Below are 14,836 nucleotides of genomic sequence, written 5' to 3'. Positions count from 1 at the left end.
CGCAAATCCGTCTAAAATTGGCTTATGCACGCTTTATCTATCCCGACCTGGATCATTCACGTTTCCAGCGTGATCGAATGGATGGCCGCTATCTGGTTCATCTGGCGTTACGGCGAGATGACGCGAAATCGGGTCTGGTGGGGACTCTCCTTCGCCATGTTGCCGGCCCTCGTCAGCGCCATGTGCGCCTGTACCTGGCATTATTTCGACAATCCCCCGGATTTGGAATGGCTGGTCACGTTGCAGGCGACGATGACCGTCGCCGGAAACGTCACCCTCTGCATTGCCGCCTGGTGGATTTGGCGTTCGTCGCGATCGCTCGAAATTTGAACCCCGCGATCGCCGCTTTTTTTGCACTCTCAATCGGTGGCTCATGTTATCTAAAGATACTCTATTCGCCTTATCTTTATTCCCTTACCTCGGTTTCCTCTGGTTCCTGACCCGATCCGGAATGACTCCAAAACTCGCCCTGATCGGCTTTTACGGGACGTTGGTTTTCGTCGCCGTGACGATTCCGGCGGGAATTTACGCCAAGGTCGCCTACGGGGAAGCCCTGGCTAATGTGGATTGGCTGCACGGGGGGGCGGAGGTTTTTCTGACCCTATCTAATATCTTGATTGTTTTGGGATTCAGACAGGCCGTTTTGAACAAACAATCGCCACAATAATTCGCCGTCGAACCGGACTATTTTTGCCATGATTAAAGGTACGACCAAATTGCTCGGTGTCGTCGGCTACCCCGTCGAACATTCCCTGTCTCCGGTCATGCACAATGCCGCGATCGCCGCTTTGGGGGTCGATTACGTTTACCTTCCCTTCCCCGTCGCCCCCCAAGATTTGCAGGCGGCTTTGGCGGGTTTCGCAGCCCTCGGCGTGGAGGGGTTCAACCTCACCATTCCCCACAAACAAAGTATCATCCCATTGCTCTCGGAGGTGTCGCCGTTGGCGCGATCGGTGGGGGCGGTGAATACGGTGTGGCGGGGCGATCGCGGCTGGTGCGGCACCAATACGGACGTGGAGGGTTTCCTGTCGCCACTGAAGGCTTTGAACTGCAGTTGGAGTCAAAAAATCGCCGTCATTTTGGGCAACGGCGGCGCCTCCCGAGCCGTCGTCGCCGGGTGTGCGGAGTTGGGTATGGCGGAAATTCACGTCGTCGGACGCAACCCGGAAAAGTTGGAGATATTCCGCCAAAGTTGGCTCGATTCTCCCGTTCCGGTGGCGGTTTCCGTCCACCCTCAAAGTCAGTTGGCGACGTTAATTTCCCGCGCCGATTTGTTGGTGAATACCACCCCCGTCGGAATGTATCCCGATGTCGATCGCTCTCCCGTGGACGGGGATATTTTGGGAGGATTGAAACCGGACGCGATCGCCTACGATTTGATTTATACCCCCAGTCCGACGCAGTTTTTACAACTGGCAAAAAACCGGGGCGCGATCGCGATCGACGGTTTGGAAATGCTGGTGCAACAGGGAGCCGCCGCCCTGCAAATTTGGCTGCAACGCCCCGTCCCCGTCGCGGTGATGCGTCAGTCCCTAAAAGCGCAGCTTTTCGGTTGATGCGATTAATAAAAATGGGCGATCGGATAACTGTAGCGATCGGCTAAAATTGATCAATTCTCTCGCCCCCAAACCCCCAATTCTGGGGGCTTACAGATTCCCGTCGTGCTGTGTATCGCAAGTATCGCGCTCGTGTATTAACAGTTTCAATCGATCTAGAAATCTTGAAACCCCGATTTAAAGGTCATTTCAGTTCCCTATTGCCTATTGCCTGTTGCCTGTTGCCTGTTGCCTATTCCCCTCTAAAGGTCATTTCAGTTCCCTATTGCCTATTGCCTGTTGCCTGTTGCCTATTCCCCTCTAGCGGCGCTATATTTCAAGCAAAAACGACGGTTCGATTTCCGTAAACTAAAACCCGATGTTGCAGGTGCAGGCGGACAGCCCTCGCCAATACCAACCGCTCCAAATCCTTGCCCTTGCGAACCAAATCCGAGACGGTATCTCGGTGGCTGACGCGGACGACATCCTGCTCGATGATCGGCCCTTCATCCAGGTCTGCCGTCACATAATGGGCGGTGGCGCCGATAATTTTGACGCCGCGATCGTGGGCGCGTTGGTAGGGATTCGCCCCCGCAAAAGCGGGCAGAAAGGAATGGTGAATGTTGATGGCGTTGGGGAATTTTTCGATAAAATTTGAACTCAAAATTTGCATATATTTCGCCAAAACAACTAGGTCAATTTTGTACTCTTTTAAAAGTTCCAGTTGTTCGGCTTCCCGCTCCGTTTTCGTCTCTTTCGTGATGGGAACGTGCTCGAAAGCGATCGCGAACTGATCGGCGACGGGTTTGAGGTCGGGGTGATTGCTGACAATCAAGGGAATTTCCGCCGAAATTTCTTTCGCTTTCCACCGCCACAATAAATCCAACAAACAATGATCCTGCTTCGTCACCCAAATGGCAATTCTGGGGACGGTATCGGAGAAATGCAGCGTCCAATTCGCCTGCAAAGGTTTGGCGATCGCGCCGAAGGCCGGGGCGATCACGTCCCGGGGTAAATTGAACCCCTCCAACTGCCATTCAATGCGGGTCAAAAATAGCCCCGCCGAGGCATCGGTGTGTTGGTCGGCGTGGATGATATTCCCGCCGTTGGAGTAGATGAAATTGGCGATTTTGGCGACGAGTCCCCGGCGATCGGGACAGAAGACCAGCAGGGTTGCGGTGGGTGATTCCATATCGATCCTTTTTGCCTGATAATTTTATCCAAACTGTATCTCAAAAAAATGTTGCTATCAATACAGCGATCGGGAAGATCCCCCTAAATCTTTCTTTAAAAATGGTGGGAACGCGATCGCACGATCGCCCCCAGTGTAGCAATTTCCCCTCAACCCTTTCTTTTTTGGGGAGCGATCGCAATAATTGACAATAAAGACAATCGCAACCGCACAACCCATGACCGCAACTTCATCCACACTCCCCACGCCCCCCGGACAACTGGGCCTCCCCTGGATCGGCGAAACCGTCAGCTTTTTGCGCGATCCGGACTTTATGGACAAACGCCAGCAACAATACGGTCCGATCTTCAAAACCCACATTTTCGGCAGTCCCGCCATCGTCGCGATCGGCCCGGAGGCCAACCGCTTTCTGTTCGCCAACGAGAACAAATATTTTGTCGTCACCTGGCCCTACAGCACCCGCACGTTATTGGGTCCGGCTTCCCTGTCCACGCAGGCGGGGGACGTGCACAAATCGCGCCGCAAAATTCTCGCCCAAGCCTTCCAACCCCGGGCGTTGGCGGGATATATCCCCGAAATGACCAATATCACCCGCCGCTATGTCGAAAAATGGGAAAAGATGGGAACCCTCACCTGGTATCCCGAACTGAGACAATATACCTTCGATGTTGCCTGCAAGCTGCTGGTGGGAATTGACGGGGCGACGGAAACCGATCTCAGAGACTGGTTTGAGACGTGGTGTAATGGGTTATTTACCCTTCCCATCCGACTGCCGGGGACGAAATTTACCCGGGCTCTCAACTGTCGCCAGAAACTCCTCGATCGCATTGAAAAAATAATTCGCGATCGCCAAAAACAAGCCGATCCGGGCAACGATACTTTGGGCATATTATTGCAAGCCCGAGACGACGATGGAAACACCCTCAGTGTCGTCGAACTCAAAGATCAGATTCTGACACTATTATTCGCAGGACACGAAACCCTTACCTCAGCCACCACTTCTTTCTGTTTAAAACTCGCCCAATATCCCGAGGTTCTCGAAAAAGCCCGAACCGAACAGCAACAATTCGACTCCGAAACTCCCCCAACATTTGAAGATCTCAAACAGATGACCTACCTCGATCGCGTCATGAAAGAAGTGTTGCGGGTCGTCCCCCCCGTCGGCGGCGGGTTCCGGGAAGTGATTCAAACCTGCGAATTTAACGGCTATCAAATTCCCAAAGGCTGGTCGGTATTCTATCAAATCGGCCGCACCCACTTTGACGAGGCAGTTTATCCCCAACCCCGAGACTTCGATCCGGATCGGTTCGAGGAAGATAAGCCGACATTCAGCCACATTCCCTTCGGTGGCGGGATGCGGGAGTGTCTGGGCAAGGAATTCGCCCGGTTGGAAATCAAATTATTGGCAATAGAATTGCTGCGAAATTATGAGTGGGAATTGCTTCCCAGTCAAGATCTGGAAATGGAGATGATCCCGACTCCCCGTCCTCGGGATGGGTTGCGAGTTGGTTTGCGGCGGCGATCGGATTAATTTTGTACTCTGGCCCTCACCCCCAACCCCTCTCCCAATTCTGGGCGAGGGGAGCTCATTCTCTTGTTCCCCCCTATCTCCCCCCTTACAAAGGGGGGTTGGGGGGGATGGGGGTTAGGGGGGCTGACGACACTTCTCGCCCTCTCCCCCAGCCCCTCTCCCAATTCTGGGCGAGGGGAGCTCATTCTCTTGTTCCCCCCAGAATTGGGGGGTTAGGGGGGCTGACGACACTTCTCGCCCTCTCCCCCAGCCCCTCTCCCAATTCTGGGCGAGGGGAGCCCATTTTCCGGTTCCCCCCAAAATTGGGGGGCTAGGGGGGCTTCCGACCCTCTCCCTTTTCCCCAAACCCGATCGCACCAAAGGTGATAACCTGCAATAATGGTAAGTTGCTTTCAACAGGGAACGGAACGATGCGACTCTCTCAAATGCTCTTTGTCACCTTGCGCGAAGATCCGGCAGAGGCAGAAATCCCCAGTCACAAATTGCTCGTCCGGGCGGGATACATCCGTCGCATCGGTAGCGGCGTCTATGCCTACCTCCCCCTGATGTGGCGCGTCCTCCAGAAGGTGTCCCAGATCGTCCGGGAGGAAATGAACGCCACGGGAGCCCAGGAATGTCTGCTGCCCCAGGTGCAACCGTCTGAGTTGTGGAAAGAGTCGGGGCGGTGGGATACCTACACGAAAGCGGAGGGGATCATGTTCGCCCTCAAAGATCGGCGCGATCGCGAACTGGCCCTCGGTCCCACCCACGAAGAGGTGATCACCACCATCGCCAAGGAGATGATCCGGTCCTACCAGCAACTCCCCCTCCACCTGTATCAGATTCAGACGAAATTCCGGGATGAAATTCGGCCCCGGTTCGGCTTGATGCGGGGGCGGGAATTTATTATGAAAGATGGCTACTCCTTCCACACTGACGAGGAGAGTCTCAAACAGACTTACAATGACATGGATCGGGCCTACCGGAATATGTTGCGCCGCTGCGGGTTGGAGTTTGTCGCGGTGGAGGCGGACTCGGGGGCGATCGGCGGGTCGGGGTCCCAGGAATTTATGGTACTCGCGGACGCCGGGGAAGATGAGGTGTTGTACACCGGGGACGGCAAGTATGCGGCGAATGTGGAAAAGGCGACGTCGGTGCCGCCGGATGCGATTCCTTCCAGTTTTACCAGTTACGAAAAGCGGGAAACGCCCGATACGGCTACCATCGCCACAGTTTGCGACTTTTTGAAGTGCGACCCCACCCAGGTGGTGAAAAATGTGCTGTATCAGGTGGTCTACGATAACGGGATGACGGTTTTGGTGCTTGTCAGTATTCGGGGCGATCGGGATGTCAACGACGTGAAGTTGCAAAATGAGTTGACCAAATTGGCGGGCGAATTCGGCGGGAAGGCGATATTGGCCCTGACGGTGCCCGACGCGGAGGCCCAGGAAAAATGGGCGGCGAAGCCGTTGCCGTTGGGGTACATCGCCCCGAATTTGGAAGATGACTATATTATTAAGACCGATAAGCAGGTTCATGCCAAGTTTGTGCGGCTGGCCGATCGCACCGTTGTGGATTTGAAACATTTCGTCACCGGGGCGAATGAGTCGGGATATCACGTTGTGGGGGCGAATTGGGGGGAACAGTTCCAGCTTCCCAAAATTGTCGCCGACCTGCGGAAGGCCGAAAAGGGCGATCGCGCCGTCCACGACCCCACACAAACCCTGGAAAGCGCCCGGGGTATCGAGGTGGGCCACATCTTCCAGTTGGGTAGCAAGTATTCCGAGGCGATGGGGGCGACTTATACTGATGAAAATGGCAACGATCTACCCTTGATGATGGGCTGCTACGGCGTGGGGGTGTCCCGTCTGGCCCAGGCGGCGGTGGAACAGTCCTATGATAAGGATGGGATTATCTGGCCGGTGGCGATCGCACCCTATCATGTGGTAATTGTAGTTCCCAATGTCAGCGATTCCAAACAAATGGAAGTGGCGCAACAGTTATATAAGGAACTGAATGCGGTAGGAATTGAAACCCTGTTGGACGACCGCAACGAACGGGCCGGGGTCAAGTTCAAAGATGCGGATCTGGTGGGAATTCCCTATCGGGTGGTGACGGGACGGGCTATCAAGTCCGGGAAAGTGGAGTTGGTGGAACGGGCTACCCACGAATCCGGGGAAGTTCCCTTGGATGGGGTGGTTTCGCTGCTGCAGGAGAAAATCGACCGGGCCTTGGAAAAGTAGGGGCTCCTGGAAGCGGAGGGAGCACAGGGAGCACAGGGAGCACAGGGAGCACAGGGAGCAGAGGGAGCTGAGGGAGAATACAGATAAAATTTTCCTCCTCCGCCTCCTGGAGCCTCCTCCGCCTCCTGGAGCCCCCTCCGCCCAGATCGCCCCGAAAATCGTCCGAGCAAATTAATTTTGTTTTAAGTATTGTTTCCGTTCCGTGATATTATTTGTGTTGGCTTGCAAAGCGCGGCTAGAGAGCTGCGTGGAGTTCTGACTCGGGTCAATCTGCCGGACGGATCGCTGTAACTTATGACTGATTCAGGGGAAATTTTAGAAGTCTCGTCTCCCGTACCGGAGACCGACTCTTCCATGCAAGAGTATTACCAGCTTCAACAGGAGTTGTTGCTGACCACCCTCGCGTTGGGGGGGGTAATCTTCGCGGCCGTTTGTTTTTTCTATCCCCTGAACGTCGCCCTCAACTACTTGCTCGGGGCGATTGTGAGTGTGGTGTACTTGAGGATGTTGGGCAAAGATGTTGAAAAAATCGGCACGCAAAAGCTGACGTTCAGTAAAAATCGTCTGGCTATCTTTGCGGGGTTGATGATTGTCGCGACCCAATGGAATCAGCTCAGAATTCTGCCGATTTTTTTGGGATTTCTAACGTACAAAGCCGCCCTCATCGTTTACTTGTTCCGAACCCTGATCCGGCCGAATCCCTGACGGGGAAAACCCGTTCGGAATTTTCCACTCCTTGATATGTAGGGGAACTCTCCTAAATGCAAATGTTTGATGTAATAAACGCCTTCGGATCATTTCCCCTCGCGGAATTGGAAGTTGGCAAACACTTTTACTGGCAGATCGGCAATCTCAAAATCCACGGCCAGGTCGTTTTGACCTCCTGGTTCGTCATTGCCCTGTTGCTGCTGCTGTCCATTTCTGCGACCCGAAATATTCAAAGAATTCCCAGCGGCTTGCAAAACTTTATGGAGTATGCCCTGGAATTTATTCGCGATCTGGCAAAAAATCAGATCGGGGAAAAAGAATATCGCCCTTGGGTCCCTTTTGTTGGTACATTATTCTTGTTCATCTTCGTGTCGAACTGGTCGGGAGCACTGATTCCCTGGAAACTCCTGGAGATTCCGGACAGTGAATTGGCTGCGCCCACCAACGACATCAACACGACGGTGGCTCTGGCGCTGCTGACATCCCTGGCGTACTTCTACGCCGGTTTCAGCAAGCGGGGGTTGGGATACCTGCTGAAATACGTTGAGCCGACACCGATCCTGTTGCCGATCAACGTTCTGGAAGACTTCACCAAACCGCTCTCCCTGAGTTTCCGTCTATTTGGGAATATCGTGGCAGACGAGTTGGTGGTGGCGGTTCTGGTGCTGTTGGTGCCGCTGTTCGTGCCGCTGCCCATGATGGTTTTGGGCTTATTTACGAGCGCCATCCAAGCCCTGATTTTTGCCACTCTCGCCGCCGCCTACATCGGTGAAGCGATGGAAGGACACGGCGAAGAAGAACACGAGTAATTGTTTTTTTTCTTCAATTTCTCGGTCGAAGTGTCAACCAACTGATAAGATTGTTGAGGGGCTCAAAATCAAACCCTTAATTTCAGTCGTCAACTTTTTTGTTTGAGGTAAGAGGAAACTATGGAATCGAATTTAACTGCTGCCGCCTCCGTAATCGCCGCCGCCCTCGCCATCGGTCTGGCTGCCATCGGCCCCGGTCTGGGTCAAGGTCAAGCGGCCGGTCAGGCTGTGGAAGGGATCGCGCGTCAGCCGGAAGCTGAAGGGAAAATTCGCGGAACGCTGCTGCTGAGTTTGGCTTTCATGGAAGCACTCACCATCTACGGTCTGGTGGTCGCCCTGGTGCTGCTGTTTGCCAACCCCTTCGCATAAGTCTTTCCCAATTTAGATTTCGGATTTGAACCGGCCGGTGTCGCTTCAAATCTGAAATCTAAAGTTTTGCGATTCTCCTAACAAGAGATGCCGCGCGGACGTATCGGTTAACGCCCTTCAAGACCAATGATTTACTCGACGATTCTGCTTGCCGTCGAAGAGGCGGCTACGGAAGGTGGCCTATTTGACTTTGATGCGACGCTGCCGTTAATGGCGGTGCAATTCTTGGTTCTGGCCGCCATCTTAAACCAAATTTTTTACAAGCCCCTGGGAACCGCCATCGATTCTCGGGCGGACTACATTCGCAAGAACAGACAGGATGCCAAAGAGCGACTGAGCAAAGTGGAAGCCCTGGCTCAACAGTACGAGCAAGAGTTAGCCGAAACCCGGAAACAGTCGCAACAACTGATCGCCGACGCCCAAGCCGAGGCCCAAAAAATTGCGGCGGGCAAAATGGCCGAAGCGCAACAGGAAGCCCAACAGATCAGAGAAAAGGCAGCTCAGGAAATTGAGCAACAGAAACAGGAAGCCCTCCAAGGGCTCGAACAGCAGGTTGACACCCTCAGCCGCCAGATTCTGGACAAACTCTTGGGACCCGGGCTGATCGGGTAGCGGTTTTCCGAACGCTGACTTTCACCCCTCCCAGGTCAAATTGATATGGGGAGGATTTGGCGGCGGCGCTCGGGCCGCGGCGATCCGGGACAGGGAAAACTGGCGCGATCGCGGTTTCTTCCCCCTGACCGTCAGTCGGGTTCGACCTTAACAATTGAGATTATGAGAAGAGGATGATGGGGAATGTTGTATTGCTGGCTACGGAAGCCGGCGCGGAAGGTGGTTTTGGTCTAAATTTCAATATTTTAGAAACCAACCTGATTAACTTGGCAATTATTATTGGTTTGCTCGTGTACTACGGGCGGGGCTTTCTCGGAAAAGTTTTGAGCGAAAGACGGGCTCGGATCGAGGAAGCCATCACGGAGGCGGAGCGGCGGGCGCAGGATGCCGCCAAGGCTCTGGCTGAACAGCAGGAGAAACTGACCCAGGCCCAGGCGGAGGCGGGGCGGATCAAAGCCGAAGCCCAGGAACGCGCCCAAAGCCTCAAGGAGCGCATCGCGGCTCAGGCGGCCGAGGACGTGGAGCGGATGAAGGCCTCCGCGAATCGGGATTTGGAAGCCGACCGAGAGCGGGCGATCGCGCAGTTGCGGGCTCTGGCCGTGTCCAAAGCCCTGGAACGCGCCGAAGGGCAGTTGCGGGAGCGCCTGGATGAAGGTGCCGGGCATCAAATTGTCGATCGCTCTCTGGCGTTACTTGGAGGAGGTTCATGAGCGGAATAGTCGGTGAAATTGTCGAGCCGTATGCAGCGGCGCTGATGTCGGTGGCCGGGTCCCACAACCTGACCGAAGACTTCGGACATCAGATGCGATCGCTCGTCGGCCTGTTGGACGAGTCGCCCGACCTGCGGGAGTTTCTCGGCAACCCGGTCATCGACCGCAACGACAAAAAAGCGGTCCTCAACCGGGTGGTGGGGGATGAGGTCAACCCCTTCCTGCGGAACTTCTTGATGCTGCTCGTCGATCGCGGCCGCATCCTGTTCCTCGCAGAAATCGGCCAACAGTATTTGGCCCTGTTGCGGGAACTCAACCAGACCGTTTTGGCGGAAGTGATCTCGGCTGTCGAACTCAACGACGACCAAAAGCGCATCGTCGTCGAGAAAGTCAAATCCCTCACCGGGGCGCGGGATGTCGAGCTGCAAACAAAAATCGATGCCGACGTCCTCGGTGGCGTGATCATTCAAGTGGGCTCCCAAGTCTTCGATGCCAGCCTGCGCGGACAACTGCGCCGGATCGGAGTGAGCCTGAACGCCAGTTGAGATCGGGGACGATCCGGCGGACCCGATCGCCATCCATTCACTTTGACCCCTAGCAACCGATCGATAAACACGAACTATGGTATCCATCAGACCTGACGAAATCGCCAATATCATCAGAGACCAAATCGAGCAGTACGACCAAGACGTAAAAGTGTCGAACGTCGGTACCGTGCTGCAAGTCGGCGACGGCATCGCCCGGATCTACGGCCTGGATAAAGCGATGGCCGGGGAGCTGCTCGAATTCGCCGACGGAACCATCGGTATCGCCCTGAACCTGGAAGAAGACAACGTGGGTGCGGTACTCATGGGCGAGGGCCTGGAGATCGAAGAAGGCTCCTCCGTCACCGCCACCGGCAAGATCGCCCAGGTTCCCGTGGGCGAAGGCACCCTCGGCCGGGTCGTGGACGCCCTCGGCCGCCCCATCGACGGCAAGGGCGACCTGCAAACCACCGAAACCCGCCTGATCGAATCCCCGGCGCCGGGTATCGTCGCCCGGCGCTCCGTTTGCGAACCCATGCAGACGGGGATCAGCGCCATTGACTCCATGATTCCCATCGGCCGGGGCCAGCGGGAGCTGATCATCGGCGACCGCCAGACCGGTAAAACCGCGATCGCCATCGACACGATCATCAACCAGAAAGAAGAAGACGTGATCTGCGTCTATGTGGCGATCGGCCAAAAGGCTTCCACCGTCGCCCAGGTGATCGACACTTTGGAAGAAAAGGGCGCCCTGGACTACACCATCGTCGTCGCGGCCAACGCCAGCGACCCCGCCACCCTGCAATACCTGGCCCCCTACACCGGGGCTGCGATGGCGGAATACTTCATGTACAGTGGCAAGGCTACCCTGGTCATCTACGACGACCTTTCCAAGCAGGCCCAGGCCTACCGCCAGATGTCCCTGCTGCTGCGCCGTCCCCCCGGCCGGGAAGCCTACCCCGGAGACGTGTTCTACCTCCACTCCCGCCTGTTGGAGCGGGCCGCCAAACTCAACGACGAACTCGGCGGTGGCAGCATGACGGCTCTGCCGATCATCGAAACCCAGGCCGGCGACGTTTCCGCCTACATCCCCACCAACGTCATTTCCATCACCGACGGCCAGATCTTCCTGTCCGCCGACCTGTTCAACTCCGGCCTGCGTCCGGCGGTGAACGCCGGGATCTCCGTGTCCCGAGTCGGGTCCGCCGCCCAAACCAAAGCTATGAAGAAAGTGGCCGGGAAGGTGAAACTGGAACTGGCCCAGTACGCGGAACTCGCCGCCTTCTCCCAGTTCGCCTCCGACCTCGACCAGGCGACCCGGAACCAGTTGGAGCGGGGCAAGCGCCTGCAGGAGCTGCTCAAGCAGCCCCAAAACTCTCCCCTGCAACTGTCCGAGCAGGTGGCCGTCATCTACTCCGGAATCAACGGCTATCTCGACGACATCCCCGTTGAGAAAGTCACCGCCTTCACTTCCGGACTGCGGGATTACCTGAAAAACAGCAAGCCGAAGTACGGCGAAATCATTCAGAGCCAAAAGCTGCTGACTGAAGAAGCCGAAGCCCTCCTCAAAGAAGCGATCGCCGAATTCAAGCAGACCTTCTTAGTTTCGGCGTAGGGGGTCGAATTGTCGGGGTGCGGTTCTTCGTCAGAGCCGCCCCCCACAATTGGCAACTGAGAGTTACCGAATAAAAAAAGCCATGTCAAACTTAAAAGCGATCCGCGATCGCATCGCATCGGTCAAAAATACCCAAAAAATTACGGAAGCCATGCGCCTGGTCGCCTCGGCGAAAGTCCGTCGCGCCCAGGAACAAGTCCTCGCCACCCGCCCCTTCGCCGACCGCCTGGCGGGGATTCTCTACAGCCTGCAGAGCCGCCTCCAGTTCGAGGACGTGGACTCTCCCCTCCTCGAACAGCGGGAAGTCAAAAAAGTCGGGCTGCTGGTGATTGCGGGCAACCGCGGCCTGTGCGGCACCTACAACAGCAACATCATCAAGCGGGCCGAGGCCCGGGCGAGAGAACTCAAAGCCGAGGGCATCGACTACAGCTACCTGCTCGTGGGCCGCAAGGCCAGCCAATACTTCACCCGCCGGGATGTCCCCATCAAAGACTGCCGGGACAACCCCGAAAAACTCCCCGCCGCCGAACGGGTGGCCGGCGCCGCCGACGAGGTGCTCTCCTGGTTCCTGTCGGGGGACATCGATCGCATCGAATTGATTTACACGAAATTCGTGTCTCTGATCAGTTCCAAACCGGTCATCCAGACCCTGCTCCCCCTCGACCGCCAAGGTTTGGAGGTGCAGGATGACGAGGTGTTCCGCCTCACCACCAAAGGCGGCCAATTTGACGTCACCCGCGAGAAGGTGGCAATCACCCCGGAAAACTTGCCCCGAGACATGATTTTCGAGCAAGATCCGGTTCAGATCCTCAACGCCCTGCTGCCGTTGTTCCTGACCAACCAACTCCTGAGAGCTTGGCAGGAATCCACCGCCAGCGAACTCGCGGCCCGGATGACGGCGATGAGCAACGCCAGCGACAACGCCAAGGAGTTGCAAAAGACCCTGACCCTTTCTTACAACAAAGCGCGTCAGGCGTCAATCACCCAACAAATCCTGGAGGTCGTCGGCGGGGCGGCGGCTCTGGAAGGTTGATAATTGATCATTGATAATTGACAATTGATCATTATTAATTGTTAATTATTAATTGTTAATTGTTCTCAGATGGGGATTTCTTTGATGTCGGAGATTCCCCGGGGGAGTGCGGTTTCGTCCGCGCTCCCTCTGTCCGTTTCTGGGGCGCGATCGCAGCGTCGGGCGAAGGGGCAAGAGCGACACATCCCCGACGCTTCATCCACCTGGGGGAAGGGTTCCCCCCGTTCGTAGCGGTTCAAATCATCCCCGAGGCGATCGCACAGATTTCTCAAATCCTGTTCCGTTTTTCGGTGGGTTTGGCGATCGTAGGAAAACGTCGCCTTTTCCGGAGGACTCTTCCTCGACGAACGCACGAACCAGTAAGTCATCGATACTTGTTCCGGGGAATAGTCGCTGGTTTCCACCAACAAATAAAGATATAAACGAGTTTGCCAATTGTTCGCCAAAGCTGTCCGATCTTTGGGACGGGGATAGGTTTTCCAGTCGATAATTTGGGCTTCCTTTTCCCCCGCGATCAACAGGTCGTAAACCGCCACGAGCAGGTACTCCCCGAACGACAGGCGGCGGTGATGTTCCGCATCCCGCCAAATTCCGCCCCGTTCGGGGGGTTGAAACAGTTCCGGCGCCGCCGCCATCAGGCCCCGGAACGCCTCCTCCAACTGGGGTTCTTCGGCCATCAACGCCGCGATCGGCAGGCCGAGTTCCCGCTGCTGCATCAACAAGTGGAACCGCTCCCCCCAGGCGATCCGTTCTTCGAGATCTGACGACTTCGGGGAGATCGAACCCTCCAAATCGGCGTGCTGAAACTGGCGCGGACAGCTTTCGAGCCGGTTTAAATGTTGCTGGGACAATCGGAATCGGATCATGGCGCGGTGCGCTTGTGAGTAGGGAGGACGACAAACCCATCGGGAATCGGGCGGGACATCCGTATTTTCACCCAACCCACCCCCGGCAGTTTGACCCGGTTGCCCTGAATCGGGTCTTTCCCGAGTTGGGGGAATAATAGCGATCGCAAGTATCGCGATCGCTCTCAATTGTCAACTGTCAATTTCGCCCAAGAGTCGGAGGATCGTCTCCACGTCGTGGAGTTCCCCGACGATCCGCCGCCCCGGTTTGGGCCAGACCTTCACCAGGGTCGGGGTGGCGGCAATTTGATTCGCCTCCGCCTGTTCGGGGTGCTTGAGGACATCGATCACCTTCAGGGTGTAGGGATGACTCAGCGATCGCTCCAACAGTTGGTGCAGGGTTTCCAGGGTTTGTTCCGTCGCCAAACTGTGACCCGAGACAAACAGGCGCAATACGTACCCCTGAGTTGATGCCGTCGGGGTTGCAGATTTAAACAAGCTCTGGGATGGCGGGAAAGACGTGATCCCACCCCTCGAAATATCCGTTTGAGTCTCCATTGGCTGAAACCTCACAATCAGGTCATGATTTTCCCAAAGTTCTGGAAATTGCCGATAGTAGGTTGCCAGGACGAGCGGATTGCAAAGCTCTTCGCTGACGTGGGCCGGCTGCCAAACCATGTCCCCGGCTTCAAAGATGGCATTGAGCAACATTTGATATTGCAGCACCTGGGGGTGAGCTTCGGCCGACACCTTCACTTCTTGAGTGTTCGGATCGAGCCAGCGATCGAGGGTAGCCGTGTAACACGGAACCAGAAAATGGGGGGGTTCAGGCAAACCGAGGATTTCTTGCAAAGCCGTACACAAATTCAGATGCCACCGTTGCTGTTTACTCGGATCGATGCAATAAATCAGGTCTCCCCCCGGCGTAAACAGTGCAATCCCCTTATATAAATTGGGAACCGTAGATGAATTCAAATTCCAGAGTATCGGTTCACGTAAAACTTTTGGGAGGGTTGGAAGCTCCGTGATTGATCGCGGAGAGGAAAACCGACTTAAGCGGCTTTAGCCGCCAGCACCCCCTTGCGGGGTGGAGGGGTATGGTTGCCCCTCCATGGAGCTATGGTTGGCTCC

General features: G+C 55.8%; 16 protein-coding genes and 1 pseudogene. 13 read left to right on the top strand and 4 right to left on the bottom strand.

Features of this window, described 5'->3' with window-relative positions:
* Window positions 1–24: 24 nt before the first annotated feature.
* Genes LKE08_RS18110 through LKE08_RS18100 form a run of 3 tightly spaced genes read left to right on the top strand, consistent with a single transcriptional unit; the run spans window position 25 to window position 1,556 of the window.
* Entirely contained in the window at window positions 25–330 is a 306-nt protein-coding gene (locus tag LKE08_RS18110) for a DUF2499 domain-containing protein (protein WP_324705652.1), read from the top strand.
* 43 nt (window positions 331–373) lie between these two features.
* Window positions 374–667, top strand: coding sequence for a DUF3593 domain-containing protein (locus LKE08_RS18105; RefSeq protein WP_324705651.1), 294 nt, complete (start codon window positions 374–376; stop codon window positions 665–667).
* A 28-nt stretch (window positions 668–695) separates the two neighbouring features.
* Window positions 696–1,556 (top strand): shikimate dehydrogenase, encoded by an 861-nt coding sequence (locus LKE08_RS18100; RefSeq protein WP_324705650.1) that lies wholly within the window; start codon window positions 696–698, stop codon window positions 1,554–1,556.
* Window positions 1,557–1,872: 316 nt separating this feature from the next.
* Here LKE08_RS18100 and purU read toward each other — a convergent pair whose 3' ends face one another.
* Window positions 1,873–2,727: a formyltetrahydrofolate deformylase gene (purU, locus tag LKE08_RS18095; protein WP_324705649.1), complete on the bottom strand. Its 855-nt coding sequence runs from the start codon at window positions 2,725–2,727 to the stop codon at window positions 1,873–1,875.
* 217 nt (window positions 2,728–2,944) lie between these two features.
* Between purU and LKE08_RS18090 the strand changes: the two genes are divergently transcribed.
* The 10 genes from LKE08_RS18090 to LKE08_RS18045 all read left to right on the top strand — a co-directional run bounded on the left by LKE08_RS18090 (window position 2,945) and on the right by LKE08_RS18045 (window position 12,860).
* Window positions 2,945–4,258, top strand: coding sequence for a cytochrome P450 (locus LKE08_RS18090; protein WP_324705648.1), 1,314 nt, complete (start codon window positions 2,945–2,947; stop codon window positions 4,256–4,258).
* A 410-nt stretch (window positions 4,259–4,668) separates the two neighbouring features.
* Complete coding sequence (proS, locus tag LKE08_RS18085) at window positions 4,669–6,480, top strand: proline--tRNA ligase (protein WP_324705647.1); 1,812 nt, start codon at window positions 4,669–4,671, stop codon at window positions 6,478–6,480.
* Between the two features lie 294 nt (window positions 6,481–6,774).
* A complete protein-coding gene (locus LKE08_RS18080; RefSeq protein WP_324705646.1) occupies window positions 6,775–7,185 on the top strand; it encodes an ATP synthase subunit I in 411 nt (136 codons plus the stop codon).
* A 56-nt stretch (window positions 7,186–7,241) separates the two neighbouring features.
* Complete coding sequence (gene atpB / locus LKE08_RS18075) at window positions 7,242–7,997, top strand: F0F1 ATP synthase subunit A (protein WP_324705645.1); 756 nt, start codon at window positions 7,242–7,244, stop codon at window positions 7,995–7,997.
* Between the two features lie 120 nt (window positions 7,998–8,117).
* The gene (gene atpE / locus LKE08_RS18070; protein WP_324705644.1) at window positions 8,118–8,366 is read left to right on the top strand and encodes an ATP synthase F0 subunit C; all 249 of its coding nucleotides are present in this window, start codon (window positions 8,118–8,120) and stop codon (window positions 8,364–8,366) included.
* 126 nt (window positions 8,367–8,492) lie between these two features.
* A complete protein-coding gene (locus tag LKE08_RS18065) occupies window positions 8,493–8,978 on the top strand; it encodes a F0F1 ATP synthase subunit B' (protein WP_324705643.1) in 486 nt (161 codons plus the stop codon).
* Window positions 8,979–9,154: 176 nt separating this feature from the next.
* Window positions 9,155–9,688 (top strand): F0F1 ATP synthase subunit B, encoded by a 534-nt coding sequence (locus LKE08_RS18060; protein WP_324705661.1) that lies wholly within the window; start codon window positions 9,155–9,157, stop codon window positions 9,686–9,688.
* Window positions 9,685–10,233, top strand: coding sequence for an ATP synthase F1 subunit delta (gene atpH / locus LKE08_RS18055; RefSeq protein WP_324705642.1), 549 nt, complete (start codon window positions 9,685–9,687; stop codon window positions 10,231–10,233). The genes LKE08_RS18060 and atpH overlap by 4 nt, the downstream gene beginning before the upstream one ends.
* Window positions 10,234–10,309: 76 nt before the next feature.
* The gene (atpA, locus tag LKE08_RS18050) at window positions 10,310–11,827 is read left to right on the top strand and encodes a F0F1 ATP synthase subunit alpha (RefSeq protein ID WP_324705641.1); all 1,518 of its coding nucleotides are present in this window, start codon (window positions 10,310–10,312) and stop codon (window positions 11,825–11,827) included.
* A gap of 82 nt (window positions 11,828–11,909) precedes the next feature.
* Window positions 11,910–12,860, top strand: a complete 951-nt coding sequence (locus tag LKE08_RS18045; protein ID WP_324705640.1) for a F0F1 ATP synthase subunit gamma — start codon at window positions 11,910–11,912, stop codon at window positions 12,858–12,860.
* Between the two features lie 65 nt (window positions 12,861–12,925).
* Here the strand turns inward: LKE08_RS18045 and LKE08_RS18040 are convergent, their stop codons facing one another.
* The 3 genes and pseudogenes from LKE08_RS18040 to LKE08_RS18035 form a co-directional block, all read right to left on the bottom strand.
* A complete protein-coding gene (locus LKE08_RS18040) occupies window positions 12,926–13,726 on the bottom strand; it encodes a PD-(D/E)XK nuclease family protein (RefSeq protein ID WP_324705639.1) in 801 nt (266 codons plus the stop codon).
* Window positions 13,727–13,752: 26 nt separating this feature from the next.
* Window positions 13,753–13,875 (bottom strand): annotated as a pseudogene (locus LKE08_RS29325) (RNA-guided endonuclease TnpB family protein); the annotation flags it as partial.
* Window positions 13,876–13,897: 22 nt separating this feature from the next.
* Entirely contained in the window at window positions 13,898–14,680 is a 783-nt protein-coding gene (locus tag LKE08_RS18035; protein ID WP_324705638.1) for a circadian clock KaiB family protein, read from the bottom strand.
* Between the last annotated feature and the right edge of the window lie 156 nt (window positions 14,681–14,836).

It is taken from the genome of Lyngbya sp. CCY1209, assembly GCF_035615495.1.
Classification (GTDB): domain Bacteria; phylum Cyanobacteriota; class Cyanobacteriia; order Cyanobacteriales; family Microcoleaceae; genus Limnospira.
Note: the sequence above shows the minus strand (reverse complement) of the source record. Positions and strands in the feature narration are given on the sequence as shown.

Excerpts from the sequence above, each read along its gene's own strand:
- LKE08_RS18110 (WP_324705652.1), top strand. The coding sequence starts at position 25 with ATGCACGCTTTATCTATCCCGACCTGGATCATTCACGTTTCCAGCGTG.
- proS (WP_324705647.1), top strand. The coding sequence starts at position 4,669 with ATGCGACTCTCTCAAATGCTCTTTGTCACCTTGCGCGAAGATCCGGCA.
- LKE08_RS18090 (WP_324705648.1), top strand. The coding sequence starts at position 2,945 with ATGACCGCAACTTCATCCACACTCCCCACGCCCCCCGGACAACTGGGC.
- atpE (WP_324705644.1), top strand. The coding sequence starts at position 8,118 with ATGGAATCGAATTTAACTGCTGCCGCCTCCGTAATCGCCGCCGCCCTC.
- purU (WP_324705649.1), bottom strand. The coding sequence starts at position 2,727 with ATGGAATCACCCACCGCAACCCTGCTGGTCTTCTGTCCCGATCGCCGG.
- LKE08_RS18105 (WP_324705651.1), top strand. The coding sequence starts at position 374 with ATGTTATCTAAAGATACTCTATTCGCCTTATCTTTATTCCCTTACCTC.
- LKE08_RS18060 (WP_324705661.1), top strand. The coding sequence starts at position 9,155 with ATGGGGAATGTTGTATTGCTGGCTACGGAAGCCGGCGCGGAAGGTGGT.
- atpH (WP_324705642.1), top strand. The coding sequence starts at position 9,685 with ATGAGCGGAATAGTCGGTGAAATTGTCGAGCCGTATGCAGCGGCGCTG.
- atpA (WP_324705641.1), top strand. The coding sequence starts at position 10,310 with ATGGTATCCATCAGACCTGACGAAATCGCCAATATCATCAGAGACCAA.
- LKE08_RS18100 (WP_324705650.1), top strand. The coding sequence starts at position 696 with ATGATTAAAGGTACGACCAAATTGCTCGGTGTCGTCGGCTACCCCGTC.
- LKE08_RS18065 (WP_324705643.1), top strand. The coding sequence starts at position 8,493 with ATGATTTACTCGACGATTCTGCTTGCCGTCGAAGAGGCGGCTACGGAA.
- LKE08_RS18040 (WP_324705639.1), bottom strand. The coding sequence starts at position 13,726 with ATGATCCGATTCCGATTGTCCCAGCAACATTTAAACCGGCTCGAAAGC.
- LKE08_RS18045 (WP_324705640.1), top strand. The coding sequence starts at position 11,910 with ATGTCAAACTTAAAAGCGATCCGCGATCGCATCGCATCGGTCAAAAAT.
- atpB (WP_324705645.1), top strand. The coding sequence starts at position 7,242 with ATGCAAATGTTTGATGTAATAAACGCCTTCGGATCATTTCCCCTCGCG.
- LKE08_RS18080 (WP_324705646.1), top strand. The coding sequence starts at position 6,775 with ATGACTGATTCAGGGGAAATTTTAGAAGTCTCGTCTCCCGTACCGGAG.